The 16,679-nt window shown below is 42.8% G+C and carries 19 protein-coding genes; 3 read left to right on the forward strand and 16 right to left on the reverse strand.

The window, feature by feature from the left end:
- Positions 1-84: 84 nt before the first annotated feature.
- The 11 genes from wecB to QR721_RS11245 form a co-directional block, all read right to left on the reverse strand.
- Positions 85-1,203 carry a non-hydrolyzing UDP-N-acetylglucosamine 2-epimerase gene (wecB, locus tag QR721_RS11195; protein WP_348026968.1) on the reverse strand — a complete coding sequence of 373 codons (1,119 nt, stop codon included), beginning with the start codon at positions 1,201-1,203 and terminating at the stop codon, positions 85-87.
- Between the two features lie 38 nt (positions 1,204-1,241).
- Positions 1,242-1,871, reverse strand: a complete 630-nt coding sequence (gene upp, locus QR721_RS11200) for a uracil phosphoribosyltransferase (protein ID WP_348026970.1) — start codon at positions 1,869-1,871, stop codon at positions 1,242-1,244.
- 313 nt (positions 1,872-2,184) lie between these two features.
- Positions 2,185-2,454, reverse strand: coding sequence for a DUF4176 domain-containing protein (locus QR721_RS11205; RefSeq protein ID WP_348026972.1), 270 nt, complete (start codon positions 2,452-2,454; stop codon positions 2,185-2,187).
- A gap of 785 nt (positions 2,455-3,239) precedes the next feature.
- Positions 3,240-4,025 carry a hypothetical protein gene (locus QR721_RS11210; protein WP_348026974.1) on the reverse strand — a complete coding sequence of 262 codons (786 nt, stop codon included), beginning with the start codon at positions 4,023-4,025 and terminating at the stop codon, positions 3,240-3,242.
- Positions 4,026-4,049: 24 nt separating this feature from the next.
- Positions 4,050-5,483 (reverse strand): LXG domain-containing protein, encoded by a 1,434-nt coding sequence (locus QR721_RS11215; RefSeq protein ID WP_348026976.1) that lies wholly within the window; start codon positions 5,481-5,483, stop codon positions 4,050-4,052.
- Positions 5,484-5,536: 53 nt separating this feature from the next.
- Positions 5,537-5,815, reverse strand: coding sequence for a YwqI/YxiC family protein (locus QR721_RS11220; protein WP_348026978.1), 279 nt, complete (start codon positions 5,813-5,815; stop codon positions 5,537-5,539).
- 221 nt (positions 5,816-6,036) lie between these two features.
- Positions 6,037-7,278 (reverse strand): serine hydroxymethyltransferase, encoded by a 1,242-nt coding sequence (locus tag QR721_RS11225; protein ID WP_348026980.1) that lies wholly within the window; start codon positions 7,276-7,278, stop codon positions 6,037-6,039.
- Between the two features lie 310 nt (positions 7,279-7,588).
- Positions 7,589-8,161 carry a TIGR01440 family protein gene (locus QR721_RS11230; RefSeq protein ID WP_348026982.1) on the reverse strand — a complete coding sequence of 191 codons (573 nt, stop codon included), beginning with the start codon at positions 8,159-8,161 and terminating at the stop codon, positions 7,589-7,591.
- 369 nt (positions 8,162-8,530) lie between these two features.
- On the reverse strand, positions 8,531-8,974 hold the full coding sequence (rpiB, locus tag QR721_RS11235) for a ribose 5-phosphate isomerase B (protein WP_348026984.1): 444 nt from the start codon (positions 8,972-8,974) through the stop codon (positions 8,531-8,533).
- A 139-nt stretch (positions 8,975-9,113) separates the two neighbouring features.
- On the reverse strand, positions 9,114-10,403 hold the full coding sequence (locus QR721_RS11240) for a methyl-accepting chemotaxis protein (protein ID WP_348026986.1): 1,290 nt from the start codon (positions 10,401-10,403) through the stop codon (positions 9,114-9,116).
- Positions 10,404-10,414: 11 nt separating this feature from the next.
- A complete protein-coding gene (locus QR721_RS11245) occupies positions 10,415-10,975 on the reverse strand; it encodes a low molecular weight protein arginine phosphatase (protein ID WP_348026988.1) in 561 nt (186 codons plus the stop codon).
- A gap of 231 nt (positions 10,976-11,206) precedes the next feature.
- Here QR721_RS11245 and QR721_RS11250 point away from each other — a divergent pair, with 231 nt between their 5' ends.
- Positions 11,207-12,010 carry a histidine racemase CntK family protein gene (locus QR721_RS11250; protein ID WP_348026989.1) on the forward strand — a complete coding sequence of 268 codons (804 nt, stop codon included), beginning with the start codon at positions 11,207-11,209 and terminating at the stop codon, positions 12,008-12,010.
- Between the two features lie 86 nt (positions 12,011-12,096).
- On the opposite strand, the gene QR721_RS11255 is transcribed toward QR721_RS11250, so the two are convergent.
- A complete protein-coding gene (locus QR721_RS11255; protein WP_348026991.1) occupies positions 12,097-12,657 on the reverse strand; it encodes a DUF4256 domain-containing protein in 561 nt (186 codons plus the stop codon).
- Positions 12,658-12,792: 135 nt separating this feature from the next.
- Here QR721_RS11255 and QR721_RS13920 point away from each other — a divergent pair, with 135 nt between their 5' ends.
- Positions 12,793-12,909 carry a putative holin-like toxin gene (locus QR721_RS13920; protein ID WP_431189502.1) on the forward strand — a complete coding sequence of 39 codons (117 nt, stop codon included), beginning with the start codon at positions 12,793-12,795 and terminating at the stop codon, positions 12,907-12,909.
- 195 nt (positions 12,910-13,104) lie between these two features.
- Here the strand turns inward: QR721_RS13920 and QR721_RS11260 are convergent, their stop codons facing one another.
- From QR721_RS11260 to QR721_RS11270, 3 genes are all read right to left on the reverse strand, one after another.
- Complete coding sequence (locus QR721_RS11260) at positions 13,105-13,587, reverse strand: hypothetical protein (protein ID WP_348026993.1); 483 nt, start codon at positions 13,585-13,587, stop codon at positions 13,105-13,107.
- Between the two features lie 62 nt (positions 13,588-13,649).
- On the reverse strand, positions 13,650-13,892 hold the full coding sequence (locus QR721_RS11265) for a hypothetical protein (protein WP_348026995.1): 243 nt from the start codon (positions 13,890-13,892) through the stop codon (positions 13,650-13,652).
- A gap of 188 nt (positions 13,893-14,080) precedes the next feature.
- Complete coding sequence (locus QR721_RS11270; RefSeq protein ID WP_348026997.1) at positions 14,081-14,605, reverse strand: ferritin; 525 nt, start codon at positions 14,603-14,605, stop codon at positions 14,081-14,083.
- 260 nt (positions 14,606-14,865) lie between these two features.
- On the opposite strand from QR721_RS11270, the gene QR721_RS11275 reads away from it, so the two are divergent.
- Positions 14,866-15,912: a BMP family protein gene (locus tag QR721_RS11275; RefSeq protein ID WP_348026999.1), complete on the forward strand. Its 1,047-nt coding sequence runs from the start codon at positions 14,866-14,868 to the stop codon at positions 15,910-15,912.
- A 295-nt stretch (positions 15,913-16,207) separates the two neighbouring features.
- Here QR721_RS11275 and QR721_RS11280 read toward each other — a convergent pair whose 3' ends face one another.
- Positions 16,208-16,498: an immunity 22 family protein gene (locus tag QR721_RS11280; protein WP_348027001.1), complete on the reverse strand. Its 291-nt coding sequence runs from the start codon at positions 16,496-16,498 to the stop codon at positions 16,208-16,210.
- Positions 16,499-16,679 lie beyond the last annotated feature (181 nt).

A 16,679-nucleotide genomic window follows, 5' to 3' on the forward strand; every position in this document is an offset into this window, starting at 1 on the left:
TTTTTTGCTTAGAGTGGCTTTGCGAACAGCAAAACATACATGGAAAAAGACACCGTTCCTTAGGAATCGGTGTCTCTCTGATGTTCATTTATTAAAATAAGCAGCGATATGATCGCAAATTCTGCGGGAAGCTTCACCATCACCATACGGATTCGCGGCCTTTGCCATTGCCTCATGCTTCGCAGAATCGGATAGCAGCTCATCAGAAGTGCGGAAAATTGTTTCCTCATCTGTTCCAACAAGCTTCAATGTTCCTGCTGCGACACCTTCAGGGCGTTCAGTCGTATCACGTAAGACAAGAACCGGCACACCGAGTGAAGGCGCCTCTTCCTGAACACCACCCGAATCGGTCAAAATGAGATGAGAACGGGCAGCGAAGTTATGGAAATCAATGACGTTAAGCGGGTCAATGAGCTTGATTCGTTCATCACCAGCAAGAATCTCATCAGCGACTTGCTGAACAAGCGGATTCAGATGCACCGGGTAAATGACCTCAATATCATCATGCTTTTCGACAAGACGCTTCACAGCGCGGAACATTTGACGCATATTCTCACCAAGATTCTCGCGACGATGTGCCGTCATAAGGACAAGACGCCGGTCACCGAGCTGTTCCAAAAGAGGATGCTTGTAGTTTTCCCGGTCAACCGTTGTCTTCAAAGCATCAATCGCCGTGTTCCCAGTTACGAAAATACGATCTGCCGGTTTGTTCTCTGCAAGCAGATTGTCCTGCGCCTGTTCGGTCGGAGCAAAGTGCAAATCCGCCATGACCCCAGTCAGCTGACGATTCATCTCTTCCGGATACGGAGAGTATTTGTTCCACGTACGCAATCCCGCCTCAACATGTCCTACAGCAATCTGATTGTAGAACGCAGCTAGTGAAGCTGAAAATGTCGTCGTCGTATCTCCATGGACGAGGACAATATCCGGTTTCTCTTCACGCATGACCTGCTCAAGTCCTTCAAGCGCACGTGTTGTCACTTGCGCAAGGGTCTGCTGTTTCTTCATGATGTCAAGATCATGATCCGGCTTAATCTGGAAGATATCAAGCACCTGATCAAGCATCTCTCTATGCTGGGCGGTAACTGTAACAATGGATTCAAATTCCGCATTGCGTTTCTGAAGCTCCAGAACGAGCGGAGCCATCTTGATCGCTTCCGGCCTCGTTCCAAAAATCGACATCACTTTGACCCGTTTCCCCATAACGTTCACTCCCGTTTCCCTTTTTAAAGAGCAAAACCTTACTTAGTTCCGAACAGTCTATCTCCTGCATCACCGATACCTGGCACGATATAACCATGATCGTTCAAACCTTCATCAAGTGCACCAAGATAAATATCAACATCCGGGTGATTTTTCTCGATCAATTCGACTCCTTCAGGTGCTGCAACGAGGCACATAAGGCGAATTTTCTTCGCGCCGCGCTTCTTCAATGATTCAATCGCATCATTTGCCGAGCCGCCAGTCGCAAGCATCGGATCAATAACGATCAATTCACGTTCAGAAATATCAGAAGGAAGCTTAATATAATATTCAACAGGCTTCAATGTTTCCGGATCACGGTAAAGTCCGACATGACCGACTTTTGCAGCTGGAATGAGATTAAGCATACCATCAACCATTCCAAGGCCCGCACGCAAAATTGGGATAAGACCGATCTTCTTTCCGGCAAGAACTTTTGTTTTTGCTTGCTGGATCGGCGTCTCAACTGTAATGTCTGTAAGCGGAAGGTCGCGCGTAATTTCGAAAGCCATAAGCATGGCGACTTCATCAACCAATTCACGCAATTCCTTCGTACCTGTATTTTTGTCTCGAATGTATGTCAATTTATGCTGAATCAGCGGATGATCCAATACGACCACTTTTCCCAATGTCGGTCACTCCCTAAAGTTAAAATTAAACCTAACGAAAATTGTAGCTGAAATAATGTGTCGTTTCAAGTTGGATTGTGTTGTCGCAATAATGAGAATGCGTATACAGCTCATTTTCTCTTTCCCTTTAAGAGGTGAATTCATACCGTAAGAACTAAAAGAAGATGGCGATGAGCCATGCAGTATATATTAAAACTCTCCTATTCTTTTCTAATTTTTTAGTTTTTTGAAACAGCTTAGCAAATCAAAAAACGCACACCCATAAAGGGAATGCGCCTTTTTCTCGGAAATTGAACACGTGCGAATTCGCATGTCAGGACTGTTCTAGCACTTCCTGGAAATTCTCTTCCTCTTCATTTTCAAATCCTCGGAAAATGACTTCAACAACATCGGAATGATTGAACACATATGTATACTCTGGACTGATATAGCCTTCAGGATAAGGAACGCCGATATAATCATACTGCTTTCCTGACTCTTCACCTTCATTTTCGGTAACGAGCTGCTTCCTGCCATAAATCATGAGTTTCTTGTTGCCGCCTTCCAGCGATACAATCGTGCCATTCGGAAATAAAGTTGTCATGGGAGCCTCTCCTTTTTTAAAATTTACATGAATTAGGACAAATCACGCACAATATAGGGGCGTCATGCACTTCCATACTTGTCGTATATCAGGAATTTTTCAGCCTTAGCTGATTATCCTGGTTTCAGCACAAAAGCTAACATTCGCATTTCTCATTTAAGCTTTCGTTTCCCCTTGCACATACTCTTTTATATAGACTGACTTTGGTGGTGTTTCCAGATAAACAAACTGCGGGTTAGCCTTCATTACAAGGAGACGGTAAATTTGATGCCTGCATATGAAAATATGGTTAAGAAGCAGATAATCAAAACAGATGCCGCACCTGTCTCGCTATGTTTCATACTCTGGGCAATTAGATAACCGATTGCCGTAACATAGAGAATAATCGCCATTTACTTGTTTACATCAAGCCATCCATTCTTTTTATTCTTTTTCCTGTCTGGTTTTCTTCGCGCTGAACGGAATATGGGTCGCGTACGATAATCCAGATACCCCACAAGTTAATGAAGACAAGGGGCGGAAGCAAAACATACAAATATATAGGGATAAGCGGGAAAAACAGCGGAATGGCCATGAAGAGATCGATCATTAAAAATATGAAGATTGCGATACTCGATCTAATATTGAAAACATCTACAAAATCCAATTGATCTAATATATAGTTAGGCAGTTCCTTCCTTCTTAGTTGTTATCTATTTTCAGCATTGGATCACCGCGCTTCTACTTTAACGTTATTTGCTCAGTCGCCTATCCAGTTTCTTCATTAAGAACATCCATCGTCTTTCTCACTTTATCTTCTGGTCCCTCTTCACAATGCCATTTCTATATTTTGATTTGCTTGGAGTACGCAATACAACCAGTTGCGGATTCGCTTTCATCATGAAGAGACGGTGGGTGAATTTGATCCCTGCATATGAAAAGAAAGACGCAAGGCCTAGGAAGCTTAAGATTAGAGTAATTGCGACACCTGCCTCATTATGTTTAATACCCTGGGCAATCAGATAGCCGATAGCTGGAACATAAAGAATAATAGCCATATATTTGTTTCCATCAAACTTTCGGTTCCTCGCCCCTTTTCCTCTGAATTGCTCCCCCTCTTCTTTCTTCCATTTTACCAGCGTTTCATAGCTCAAATCTTTAAAACGGTTTAAACGGTATTGCAAGATCCATAGAGTTGTTATCACATATACTAGTGTTACGATGACATAGTAGCTCCAACTATGGATACCTGCATGGTAATAGGCCATTTTATGCGCGAGAATTAGATAGGTGGGTGATGCAAAAATCCCCATTGCAGCCAGTATCAGAATCGTCTCATATTGGACGGAATATGGATTGCGCACAATAATCCAAACACCCCATATATTGATGATAATTAGGGGTGGCAGCAATATATACAAATATATGGGCACAAGTGGGATTAACAACGGAATTATCATAAATAGATCAACCATCACGAATACAGCGATTGCTATGCCAGCTTTTATATTGAAGATGTCCACAAAGCTTAATTGCTCTGATATATATCTAGGTAATTCCTTCCATTTTATTCGTTCATCTATTTTTAGCATTGAATCACCACAATTCATTCGAAATCATTTCTTTTTCTTAAACCATCCAGCGACAGTTTTTAGACCTTTTTTAGTTGCACCGACACCAGCTTTGACGCCACTTTTCAGGTGATTGGAAATACTCTTATTACCTATCTTGAAACCGTCCGCAAACATGGATACTCCTATCGAAGCACCGAGCGCTAAGCCTGCACCGACTAATAAGGGTGCCCCGAAAATACCAACTGCTGCAGCAGAAACCACCGCACCCGTTGCCATCGAAACAGCACCAATTCCCATATCTACACTCGCGTTCCCTGCTAAATCTGTTAATGATGTTCCATTTCTGTAATCGCGCACGGCATTTCCTGCAGCACCGACGACATTGCCGACCCAGCCTGCTTTACTTGCAAGTCCTGAAACTGCACCGCTCCCTATTTTTACATATTTTCTAAACTCTAGTTTCTTTCCGCCCTTAGAATCCATGTGGCTTTCATGGAAAATTTTGGTGTTTCTACCCTTCTTCTTTTGTTCACCAAGCCCAAGCAATTCCGGTTTATGAGCCTTAAATCTGACTTCTCTTGATTTATTCTCAATTCTTTCGATTTTCGCCCCCTGTTTTACCTTCCTTCTCATATCCTCAAAATCTTTAACCCCCATACCAGCACCCACTACACCCGATGGTATCCATTGATCTTTTTCCCAATCATATATAAAGGCAGAAGGGTCAACACCAAAATTGCCATCCTTGGTCTTCTTGGCTTCGTCCCCTTTATTTTCAAGCCGCTCCGACCCTTTCGGCGCTTGCCGAGATACTTGTTCCATAATTTTAGCGTGTGTCGGGAGACCGCTGACTGATTCAACTTTGAAATTCGAAATGGAGATACCGCCGTCGTTTACTTTGCTCTTCAGCTCGCTCAAATAGCTTTCCAGCGTTTTGAACTCGGCAAGCACTTTATCAAGTGCAGCTGTCTGGGATTGATCAAGACTGTGCAGGTCCTCAAGAGTAGACTTAGCTTTCTTCTTACCCGTCTGGATTCCTTCAAGCAAAGGGCCATCATCTAATTTAGGCAAAGATACAATGTCAGATACGCTGGAGACGACGTCATTCGCCTCGTCTGTCAAACCGGAAGCTGTTTTCTCTATGTTTTTCAAATCAGAAGGCACGTCCTGATCAAGAAAGGCTTCTTTCACATAAGCAGTTTCAACAGGATCGAAGCTTGTAATCGCATCTCCTGCTTTTTTTAATGTATTTTTGTATTCAGTAAGTGTCTGATACATGTTGACGAGATAAGGCTGGTGGCACACATTGTAAAAATTGCGGATCGCACTCCCCATCTTACCTTCAAGTGCATCACCAAGCTCTGTCATGCCGGCGACACCTTTCTGAATTGCTGTAATTTCACCATGTGTCTCTTCAATATCATTTATAGTCGATTGAATTCCCTTACGCAAATGCAAGGCATCCAATACTTTCAAATTGATCACCCCATCTAAGTAACTGCTTCGCCAGGCTAATGGCCTGTGAATGCTTATTCCACCAATCTTGTTGCCCTGCTAATTTCCTCATCCTTTTCCTTCATTGTATGAACCGCCTTTTTTGTCGATTGAATATGACTGAGAAGGATGTCCTTATAACTTTGCTTAATACTTTCGTAAAGGCTGTTAATTTCTTCAATCTTGTCAGCCATGTCCATTTGGTTGTCGCCGTCCATTGTCTTTCCGAATCCGGCGCTGAATCCGTCTGCCTGAGAATTCAGATCATTTAAAGCCGCTTGGATCTCTGACTCTTGCAAATTTATCTTAGTCAATTGGTCTCCTCCCGCTCTCAAGTATGTTCGTGCACTATACTGGAAGATAATAATAACTACTCATCTTCTTCACCTAGAGGATATGCCTTATTTCGCTGCCTGCTTTCTATATGTTTTCAAGCAATTCTTTGACCTGCCTAAACTCGGGTTATGAACCGTACAGATATCTGACCACACAAAAAAGCACACTCCTGTTTCCAGGAATGTGCTTTTTCTATAAATTAAGCGTAAAGAGGGAATCTGTCAGTAAGTGCAGTTACGCGCTTAGCAGCCTCTTTTTGTACAGCTTCGTCATCGAGGTTCTTAAGAACAGAAGCGATGATTTTGCCGACTTCTTTGAACTCTTCTTCGCCGAAACCGCGTGAAGTCGCAGCAGCTGTACCAGTACGGATACCGCTTGTAACGAATGGAGATTCTTGATCGTAAGGAATTGTGTTTTTGTTTGTAGTAAGACCAACAGCGTCAAGAGCTTCTTCAGCTACTTTACCAGTGATTCCAAGACCAGACACATCAAGCAACACGATGTGGTTGTCTGTACCACCAGATACGATGCGGATGCCTTCTTCCTGAAGTGTAGCAGAAAGAGCTTTCGCATTGTCGATTACTTGCTGAGCGTACTTCTTGAACTCAGGAGTAAGTGCTTCGCCGAAAGCAGCAGCTTTAGCAGCAACAACGTGCATCAAAGGACCACCCTGCATACCAGGGAAGACAACTTTGTCGATTTTCTTAGCGAATTCTTCTTTACACATAACCATACCGCCACGTGGGCCGCGAAGTGTTTTGTGTGTAGTTGTTGTAACGAAATGAGCATGCTCAACAGGGTTCTGGTGAAGACCTGCAGCTACAAGACCAGCGATGTGAGCCATGTCTACTAGCAAGTAAGCTCCTACTTCGTCAGCGATTTCGCGGAATTTCTTGAAATCGATTGGACGTGAGTAAGCAGAAGCACCAGCTACGATAAGCTTAGGCTTAACTTCAAGAGCTTTTTCACGAACTACATCGTAATCAAGCAATTCAGTTTCCTTGTCAACACCGTAGTCTACGAAGTTGTAAAGGATACCAGAGAAGTTAACTGGGCTACCGTGAGTCAAGTGACCACCGTGGCTAAGGTTCATACCAAGTACAGTATCGCCAGGCTGTAGGATTGTGAAGTATACAGCCATGTTAGCCTGTGCTCCAGAGTGTGTCTGAACGTTAACATGCTCAGCGCCGAATAGTTCTTTCGCGCGGTCGCGTGCAAGATCCTCAACAACGTCTACGTGTTCACATCCACCGTAGTAACGCTTTCCTGGGTAACCTTCAGCGTATTTATTTGTCAAAACTGAGCCTTGTGCTTCCATTACTGCCTCGGAAACAAAGTTCTCAGATGCGATTAGCTCAATGTTGTTCTGCTGGCGTTTCTTTTCGTTCTCGATTGCCGTAACCAAAGACGGGTCGGACTTCTTCAAGTGATCCAATGCCATTTTAAAAGACCTCCTATGTATGTATCATTATATTTTTTGCTGCATGTTCTCATATTCTACTAAAATAATAGATATAAATGCAACTGAAGCATATCTATCTTACTAAAACTTCTCCCTAAATTGCAAGTTTTTCTAATATTTAATACAATTCACGGAAAAACTTTGACAAAATTCTTATTTGAAACGTGTCGAGCAGACTGTAAAAAGAGGCTGACTCCGACTATAAGAAACTCGTACATTAGTGAAGACGGCTCGCAGTGGCTCGCCCTTCAGCGGTACCCTCTCGATTAAAATCAAAACAACCACTGCATCATGTGCAGCGGTTGTTCATTCTTGTATTCTCGTAATTAGCGCGTTTGCCGCCAATCAGTTTCGGACGTGTACGTGCACCTGATACATGGGCATCACCAATCGACTTTTGCTGGAAACGAAGCGGTACGGCAACGTGCTTCAGCTGCATGCCGATCATCGTTTCTCCAATATCCATGCCCGCAACTGCCTTAATATGCTCGACGACAACCGGATCATCCATATTTTTATAAGCATAGGCCGCCATGGAACCGCCTGCTGTCGGAACCGGGATGGCCGACACTTCCTCATAACGCTCGGTCTGCATAGTTTCACGCTCGACGACGATAGCACGATTTAGATGCTCACAGCACTGGAAAGCAAGACGGACGCCCGTACGCTTCTGCAAATCCTTCATCGCGCTGAATATTTCCGCAGCGATTTCTTCACTCCCGCTCGTGCCAATATGCTTGCCGGCTACTTCACTCGTTGAACAGCCAAGCACGAAAAGTTCCCCTTTATGGAGAAATCCGGAACCCACCCACTCATCGATCATTTTCCCGAGGTCTTCACGTACTCTTTCTTTCAAATCCATCTCATCAAGCCTCCCGTACATTTTGACATGCATATTACTATTCCCGTTTCACCTTGTAAAAAATCGGCATCTGCCAGACTTTTCATGGAAAAGCAGGACATATGCCGAAACTGTAGTTAGGAATTTTTTTCTGTCTAGTTCAGACGACTAGGAGCTTGCGTCACTGCCAGTCGCTGCGACGGTTGCTAAGACCCGCACCCTTTGCATCGCCTGCCTATGAGCGGCGCTCCTGAACGAGCCGTCTTTACATTTCGCTCTGTCAAGTTCTAAAGGCTGAAGGCTGCCGACATAAGCCGCCTTACTACAGGCTGGAAAGGACACCAGCCTTCCGCAATTCTGCTTATGCGTTTGCCTCCGAACGAGCCTTTATCACATTTCGTCTTCATACTTGGAAATTTTGCCGATGCGGTTTTCGTGACGTCCGCCATCGAATTCTGTTTCGAGCCAGATTTTTGCGATTTCACGAGCAAGACCTGGTCCGATGACGCGCTCGCCCATCGCAAGGATGTTGGAGTCATTGTGCTGGCGTGTCGCTTTTGCCGTGAAGCAGTCATGTACGAGTGCACAGCGGATGCCTTTTACTTTATTCGCTGCGATCGACATGCCAATGCCTGTCCCGCAGATAAAAATGCCACGATCAAATTCGCCGCTTGCCACACGCTTTGCAGCAGGAAGGGCGTAGTCCGGATAATCTACAGAGCTTTTGCAGTCGCAACCTGTATCTTCGTATTCGAAATTCAATTCTTCAAGCAATGAAATAACCTCATTGCGGATTGCCATGCCCGCATGATCAGCAGTCAAAATGACCTTCATGGATGTCTAGCTCCTTTATAAAGAAAATATGTTCTATCCTCATTCTACTACATTTACCGTACACGCTTCCAGCAACAGTAGATAAAAAAATCCGCAAATCTGAGTAAGGTTTCCCTTATTCAAAATTGCGGATACTAAACTAAATATGGAATTGTTTGATTTTCCCGGATAAGTTCTCCGCCTGCTCCTGAAGACTAAGCGACAATTCATTGACGTCCTTAATAATGCTTGTTTGTTCATCAACATTTGCATTCGCTTCTTCAGATGCCGCTGAAGTCTGTTCCGCAATCGCGGCAACTTCCTGTGACTGGCGCACTGTACTTTGGATTGAATCCAACTGCTTCTTCACTAGCTCCCCAATCAATTCGATCTCCGAAGCGACTTCTGTAACGGATTCGGACATTTCACCAATTGCCTTGTTCGTTTCACGGCTATTGCCCGCTTCCTGAGCAGCACGTTCAACATGCACTTCAATCTTCTCAACAACTTGGCGAACATCTTGCTGGATCGTCTTAATTAACTCTGAAATCCGTTTCGCTGCATCAGCACTTTCATCTGCCAGCTTGCGTACTTCCTCGGCAACAACCGCGAAGCCCTTACCTTGTTCACCAGCACGCGCAGCTTCAATTGAGGCATTGAGTGCAAGCAAATTCGTCTGCTCAGCAATGCTTCCGACCATTGTGATAATTGAAGCGACCTGTTCGGCGTTGCGCTGCAAGTTGTTCACATCATGAAGCGAACGTTTCTGCTCATCGGCGAGCCATTCGATTCCTTGGGAAAGCTCTGCCACTGACTTCTCACTGCGCTGCAATGTTTCCAGCATAAATTCCGACTTTCCACGTGACTGCTGCGCCTTCTCCTCAACCTGTTCAGCAAGCTCCGTCGCTGCCTCGACAGCGCTGGCCGTATCCTGCATAGAAGCTGAGGCGTTTTCCGCCCCTTTGGATATATCAGAAATCGCTGCTTCAATCATCTGCGCCCGCTCCGCCGCATTGTCTGTCATGTTCTTCATCTGCACGACAGAATCATTCGTAAGCGTAAAGTGATCGTCAATCTGATGTACCATGCCAGTGAGATTATCGAGCATCTTCTGGAATGAGACCGCAAGCGCTCGAATTTCATCATCTGAATGCGGAATCTCGACTCGTTCATTCAAGTAACCTTCCGCAGCTCTCGTTGCCGCATGTTCAAGCCGTTGGAGCGGTCTTACAATGAAACTCGCTGCAAAATAAGCAAGCAGACCGGACCAGAAAATCCCCGCAAGCAAAGTCAAAATCGTGAACGTATTCTTGGAAATATCCCAGAAAGGTTTGACAAAATCATAAATGACGTACAGGAAAAACGCACTGCATGAATACGTGATAATGGCGAGCACCGTCGTCAAGAGCACAAGCTTGAGACGCAAACTGAAAGAAAACCTTCTTTCCATCCATAATCCCCCTACTGACGCTTCAATTTGTCGGAGAGCAGTCCCAGATGCCGATCAAGCTCCTTCAAAGTTTCCCGATATAGTTCAATAGGCCCTCCGAATGGGTCACTAATATCGTAATTAATGAGCTTACTTTCCAATTTGCCAATCTCTGCGAGCAGCTCCGCTTTCCTTTCAGCAGAGAGCGTCGCCTGTTCTGTCTCCAGTTCAGTTTGAAGTTTCTTTAAATGAGTCCATACTTCTTTATCGGTCTCGGCAGTGTATTCCTTTAGGGTAAAATACTTATTCTGATAGCCTGGATACTGCATAATGAGCGATTGCTTATGCCCCGTCGTCATTGTCAGGACAAGATCTGCCCACTCCAGAAGTTCCGGCGTAACGTTCTGTGACTGGTGTGGCGCGGCAATACCAACCTCCTCCAGCGCGGCAATTGCCTGAGGAGCTGCCCCACTCCCATTATAGGCAAATATACCCGCAGAAAGAACATCAGCCTCTCCATATTTTTCTTTCATAAGTGCTGCCGCCATCGGACTGCGGCAAGTATTTCCCGTACATACGAACAAAATATTCATCTGGCATTCCCCCGTTCCAGTAGTTGCTGTTAATGATAACATAGGAACGTGCAGATGCAGAACGCAGCGTTCCTCATTATGCTTCATCCCGTACTTTTCTTAAAAAATAAATACAGCTCCTCCACAATACAAGCTATACTATTCAAAAAACTGGTTTACGTCGCACCATCATTGCTTACTTTCGCGAACCTAACAGAACAAACACACAACACTAAGTAGGAGAGGAATTTTATGAAACTCGATTACGTCAAAATCAGCCCTTCACAAAATATGACAGCACTTATAACAAGTAAGGCTAATCCTGCCGATTATGCAAAAATCGCCAGTATGATGATGGACTATGAATACGTCAATGCTGAACAGGCCGGTTTCCTTATTGATCCGAAAGACAAAAATGCGATTCTCCGTCTTGAGATGTCCGGTGGCGAGTTTTGTGGGAATGCCGTTCTCTCCGCAGCTGCCTATGGCAAGTATAAAGGCTGGTGCACAGACAACAGCTTTTTAATGGAAGCATCCGGTGCCGCCTCGCCGCTCGCCTGTGAAGTTAAAATCCTTTCCCCTGTTCTATTCGAGTCTAAAGCAGAGATGCCGAAGCCGCTCTCAATTGAAGAAATCTCTATTACATACACCGGCGAAACCATCTCCGGCTCTGTCGTCCGTATGGAAGGCATTACGCATTTCGTTACAGATTGCTGGCTGGAAGAAGAAGAATTCCCTGCTCTTCTTGAAGCAATCAAGGAAGTAATCCAAGATAAAGCAATTGGCATCATTCCATTCAAGCACATCGACGGAACAGACTACGAAATCCGCCCCTATGTCCATGTAACTGACACAGGGAGCACATTTTTTGAACGCGCTTGTGGTTCCGGTACCCTGGCTCTTGGCGCTTATTTGTCCAGTCAATTAGAGGAAAGCACATTCAGCGTCCAGCAACCCGGCGGCACAATCCATGTAGAGTCCGGTAGCAGCTATTCCATTTCAACAACAGTACGTATTACGAGCGAAGGAACGGTTTACCTGCCGTTGGATGAGTAATTTTTTAACCACGTCCTCAAAAATATACCGCAATATATAAAGCGAGCACCGGAACGTCCTAAAGACATTCCGGTGCTCGCCTTTTTTCAAACTCTTAACGATCCACGGAACCCTCTTGCTGCATAGTACGAATCCACTCCGTTATGATAGACAAAAACATGCCCATAACGCCTGTCGCAAAAAATAGCCCCGCCTGCTTTTCTAATATCTTCAGGTGTCTCAATCCAGCTCGATGTTTTCAAGTCAAACTCACCAAGCTTCTGCAGCTCCCGGTATTGTGCTTCTGTCAGCAATTCAACGCCCATGGCAGCTGCGACGTCTTTCACACTGTTCCCTGGCTTATTTTTCTTCCTTGCATCAAGCGCTTCACGATCATAACAATAACTCCGGCGGCCCTTTGGACTTTCCTTCGAGCAATCAAAGAAAATATATTCCCCCGACTCTTCATCAAATCCGACAATATCCGGCTCACCTTCTGTACTTTCCATTTCATTAAGCGACCAGAGCTTGTCCGTGCTGGCCGTCAATTTCTTTTCAACTTCAGTCCACTCAAGCCCTTCATGTCGATTCATATTTTCTTCAAAACGGGCTTTTAATGTGTCGAGCAAGGTTTCACGTTCTTCTTGGGACAATTCAAATTTTGCCATTTCAGTCCTACCTCATTTCATATGGATTCCAGGTCACTTATGTTCAGTTTGCATTTAGAACTCTATGCTATAATGACGTTTGTACAATAGAACGGCTCGCTCAAGGGTGGTCTGGCTCATCCTCTTACAAAGGGGGTGAGGCCTATTACGACATACGAAACATTAAGTATTCTTGCGCAGTTTAGCATCGTACTAATCAGCGCCCTAACCTTAATCGTTACAATCGTCGTGATTTTAGACAAAAAGAAATAGACCTCCCTTGAGCCTGGAAACTTTGGGGGATTGGTCTATATCTCTTTAGATCCGAGCCAGCCGCTCTTGAAGCAGCAGCTATTGTATCTGGCCGCAAGTGTATCAGCACTTGCGGTCTTATTTTTATTCTCTTCCCTATCGTATTCATTATACACTCGAGCTGATTGGACTTCAATGTATCAACCGCTAGAAGGGTCAGTCTTTTGAATCTTTTGCAATTGAATATATATGATCCTCTTTATCTTTTAAAATTAATGTATCATTACGTTTTAGGTGCTCTTGTTTAATATTGAATTCACGTGAATAAAATACAATATCCTTCACTACTTTGTCCTCGTTAACAAAAATCATTTCCATTCTTCCATCATCTTGAAGCGAGAAATCAGTTATATCAAAAAGATATCCCAAAAAAGACTTTTGAGGTATCCACTTTACTTTAACTTTCTTTTCTATAGACTCACTAGGCGTATATGCTTGAAAGACATAAGCGTCCGTCCATTCAAAAGAAAATGCATCCTTTAAATAAATAGGGGATTCATTTTTTGTTAAAACCTTCGTTATTTCTTTTTCAGTATCCCCATTTTCTACCGAATATTTTTTAAATATAACATATTTGTAACTTACAAAAATCAAAACCAAAAGTACGATCACTAATGAAATCCGCTTAATTATCTTCATCTTTTTCACCTTTATCTCAATATACTTTTTTAACCTTAGTCTTCACCTATGTAAAGCGTGCCTCAAATCATAACAATTCCAAGTACTACAAAGGATATCCCGGTAACGATAACAATTCCCTTCGCCAGTCCTGCAGGTAGCCTGTTGAACGTTTTTGATACAAGCTCCAATTCAATGAAGCCGCTTGTACCAATTGTGCCGTCATCTTTATAGTCCGGATTTTTCATTTTAAACAGCACAGAGAAGAGAATGAAAATTCCCCACAGTATTAGAGCGATTCCAAGAAACGCTTTCAAAAAAAGCACCTGCCCTTCCCTTTGTCCACAATCCATATTGTACCATAATTGGAATGTCTGATTTAACAAATGTAAAAAATCTTGAAGCTCACTAATTGCCTTCAATAAGATTTCCAGAAATGAAGTTAGCGTAGGAAAAGACACCCCACCAATGCTGACTGTGGGATGTCTTTAGATCGGCCAACCAACCGTAGTATTTAACCAGCCGGAGCCGGAGCAGGTCCGGCAGCTGCACCACCTTTTCTTTGGCCAAGTTCCTGATCAAGAAGCAAAAGTGCCGAAGTATTGTTTCCTGCCAATCTCAAACGTTCCACTATGGTCAGGGATTGTGCTTCCTCATCAATCTGTTCTCTTAGGAAATCTTGAACAATGACTGCTGTCTGTGGATCGATTGGTCTAATGTAGTCATAAGCTTGGCGATACGCATTCGTAACGTAGCGTTCATGATCCAAAACCTTTTGGAATGTCTCAAGAGGTGTTCCAAAGTCACTCGGTTGTGCAGGAACAGCGTCTAACTTCACGACACCATCTTTTCCAGCTAAATAATCGATCAGCGTCAACATATGCCTGCGCTCCTCTTCAGACTGAATCCTTAGCCACTTTGCCATTCCCGTGTAATTTTTACGATCCATATAAGCTGACATCGCCAAATATAACGTGCTCGATACGTGTTCAATTTGGATCAGATTATTAATGAGCTGCTCAACCTCTTTTTTTACCAATTCATACACTCCTATTCGTTTGTACTCTCGATATAGGATATGTGTAGATTATCGCCCTGTGCGGATTCACCAATTTTTTAATTATTAATAATACACATCTAAAAGCACCCTAATGTATAAGCGTTTTAGTGAGATACATAATAAAGCGTCACCTTTCAATGTTTATTAAATATAAACAAGGGTATCGAAGAACCTATTCTGAAAACCTCATAGAAAACGCTTACATTAATCAAAATCACTGTTTTGAAAGGAGTTTTTTTATGAAGAAAAGATTTTTTATGGTACCGATTATTTTGGGGCTATTATTGCTTACAGCATGCAGCTCAGATGAAGCAGCTGATAAGAAATCCAGTAAAGAGAAAAATCCAAACAAACAAAAGCAGGAAGCTTTAAAGATCAGTATGGTGATCCCCGGTAACATTAAAGACAAAGGATTTATGGAATCTGGTTACAATGGTTTGATGAAGATTAAAAATGATTTAGGGGCTAAAGTTGATTATATAGACAAAATAAAACCCGAAAAGCAATCAATGACCAATGCTTTGGAACAATTAGCTAAAAAACAGCCAGACATGATTATTATGCATGGTGGACAAGGCTCTGAAGCGACAGAAAGTGTCGCTAAAAAATATCCGGATATTCAATTTGTCGTAACACAAGGTCACGTAAAAGGCTCGAATTTATCTAGCTTTGAGGTATTACAAGAAGAATCAGCATACTTGGCTGGTGCAGCCGCAGGTCTACTTACAAAAAGTGAAACAGTCGGCCATATGTCAGGGATCAGGGTAGTTCCAGGACTTAAAGGCAGAGCAGCATTTGCAGATGGTTTGAAACAAACGAACCCCGAAGCAAAACTTCTTACAAGCTTCATTGGTGATCAAGATGATAATGCTTTATCCAAAAAATATGCCGAAGCTCAAGTTGAAAAAGGTGCCGATATTATATTTACAATGTTAAATTCCGGTAGAGAAGGCGTAACGGAAGTACTAAAAGCTAAAAAATTAAAGCATATCGGTAATGTGAAAGACTATGTTAAAGAGGATCCTCAAGTATTCATAGCATCAGCCGTAGCGGATTCAGGAATGGCAGGCTTTATAGCTGCAGAAAAGCTTAAAAACGGCACATATAAGCCAAATGTAAATGAACAAATTGGCTTGGAGAACAGTAAAGCAGTCAGACTCAGCCTGTCTCCTGATGTCCCTAAATCTGTAAAGGACAAAATCGATAATTTAAAGAAGAAAATAGAAAGTGGAGAAATAAAAGTTAAAGTAGATTATGATGGACCTGAATTCAAATTGGAGAAGTAATGGGCCCGCCTTAGAAGGATGATATAAATCCTTCTAAGGCTTTTTGGTAGATACAAAGCCCATGCTTTTCTATTGCTGAGTACACTTTCAAATATATACAAAATATCTTGAATAGCATTTAAGTCTCTTGATATTATAAAGCAAACCTACCAGATAAGAATTTCTGAGTTAACCATTAACTAAATCAATTCTCCATACCTTTAAGATTTATCTTACTCATATTTTGTAGCAACAATAAAATCAAAAGCCCCCGTTGAACTAATCTCATTTTTATATTGAAAATTATATAATAAAATTATTGCATTATATGTTTTTTTAGGTTTATACTTTTCTGGACTTTTGGGATGACAATTTCTTCATACGAACACCCTTCTAATAATGCTGAAATATCTCTACTACTACTCGTATAGACCGCTTTTTCTATAGTGTCCTCATCTGTTTCAGCCATACCAATATTAAAATCGATAAAGAATTGGGATGGAATAGACTCGCCATCCTCATCATACGTTAAATCAACATACTCTCCTATTGAGTCCTCATCGTTAATATTCCCTAACCAAATTGAAACCCATCCTTGTTTTTCCATTATAGTAGCCTCCTACTTTAATCTTAGACCTTGTAGTAAAGATGAAACTCCACCCTCTAATCTATAATTAGCCCAATTATTAAGTCCTCTAACAAATGTAATATAGTCGCTAGAAGTATCTATTATTGCTAATAAAGCATGCAGCGCCCGATTTCCCTGTTTTTTTGTTCCTTACCTTTCC

Origin of the sequence: Aciduricibacillus chroicocephali (assembly GCF_030762805.1) — a bacterium.
In the GTDB taxonomy this organism is placed as follows: Bacteria; Bacillota; Bacilli; order Bacillales; family Amphibacillaceae; genus Aciduricibacillus; species Aciduricibacillus chroicocephali.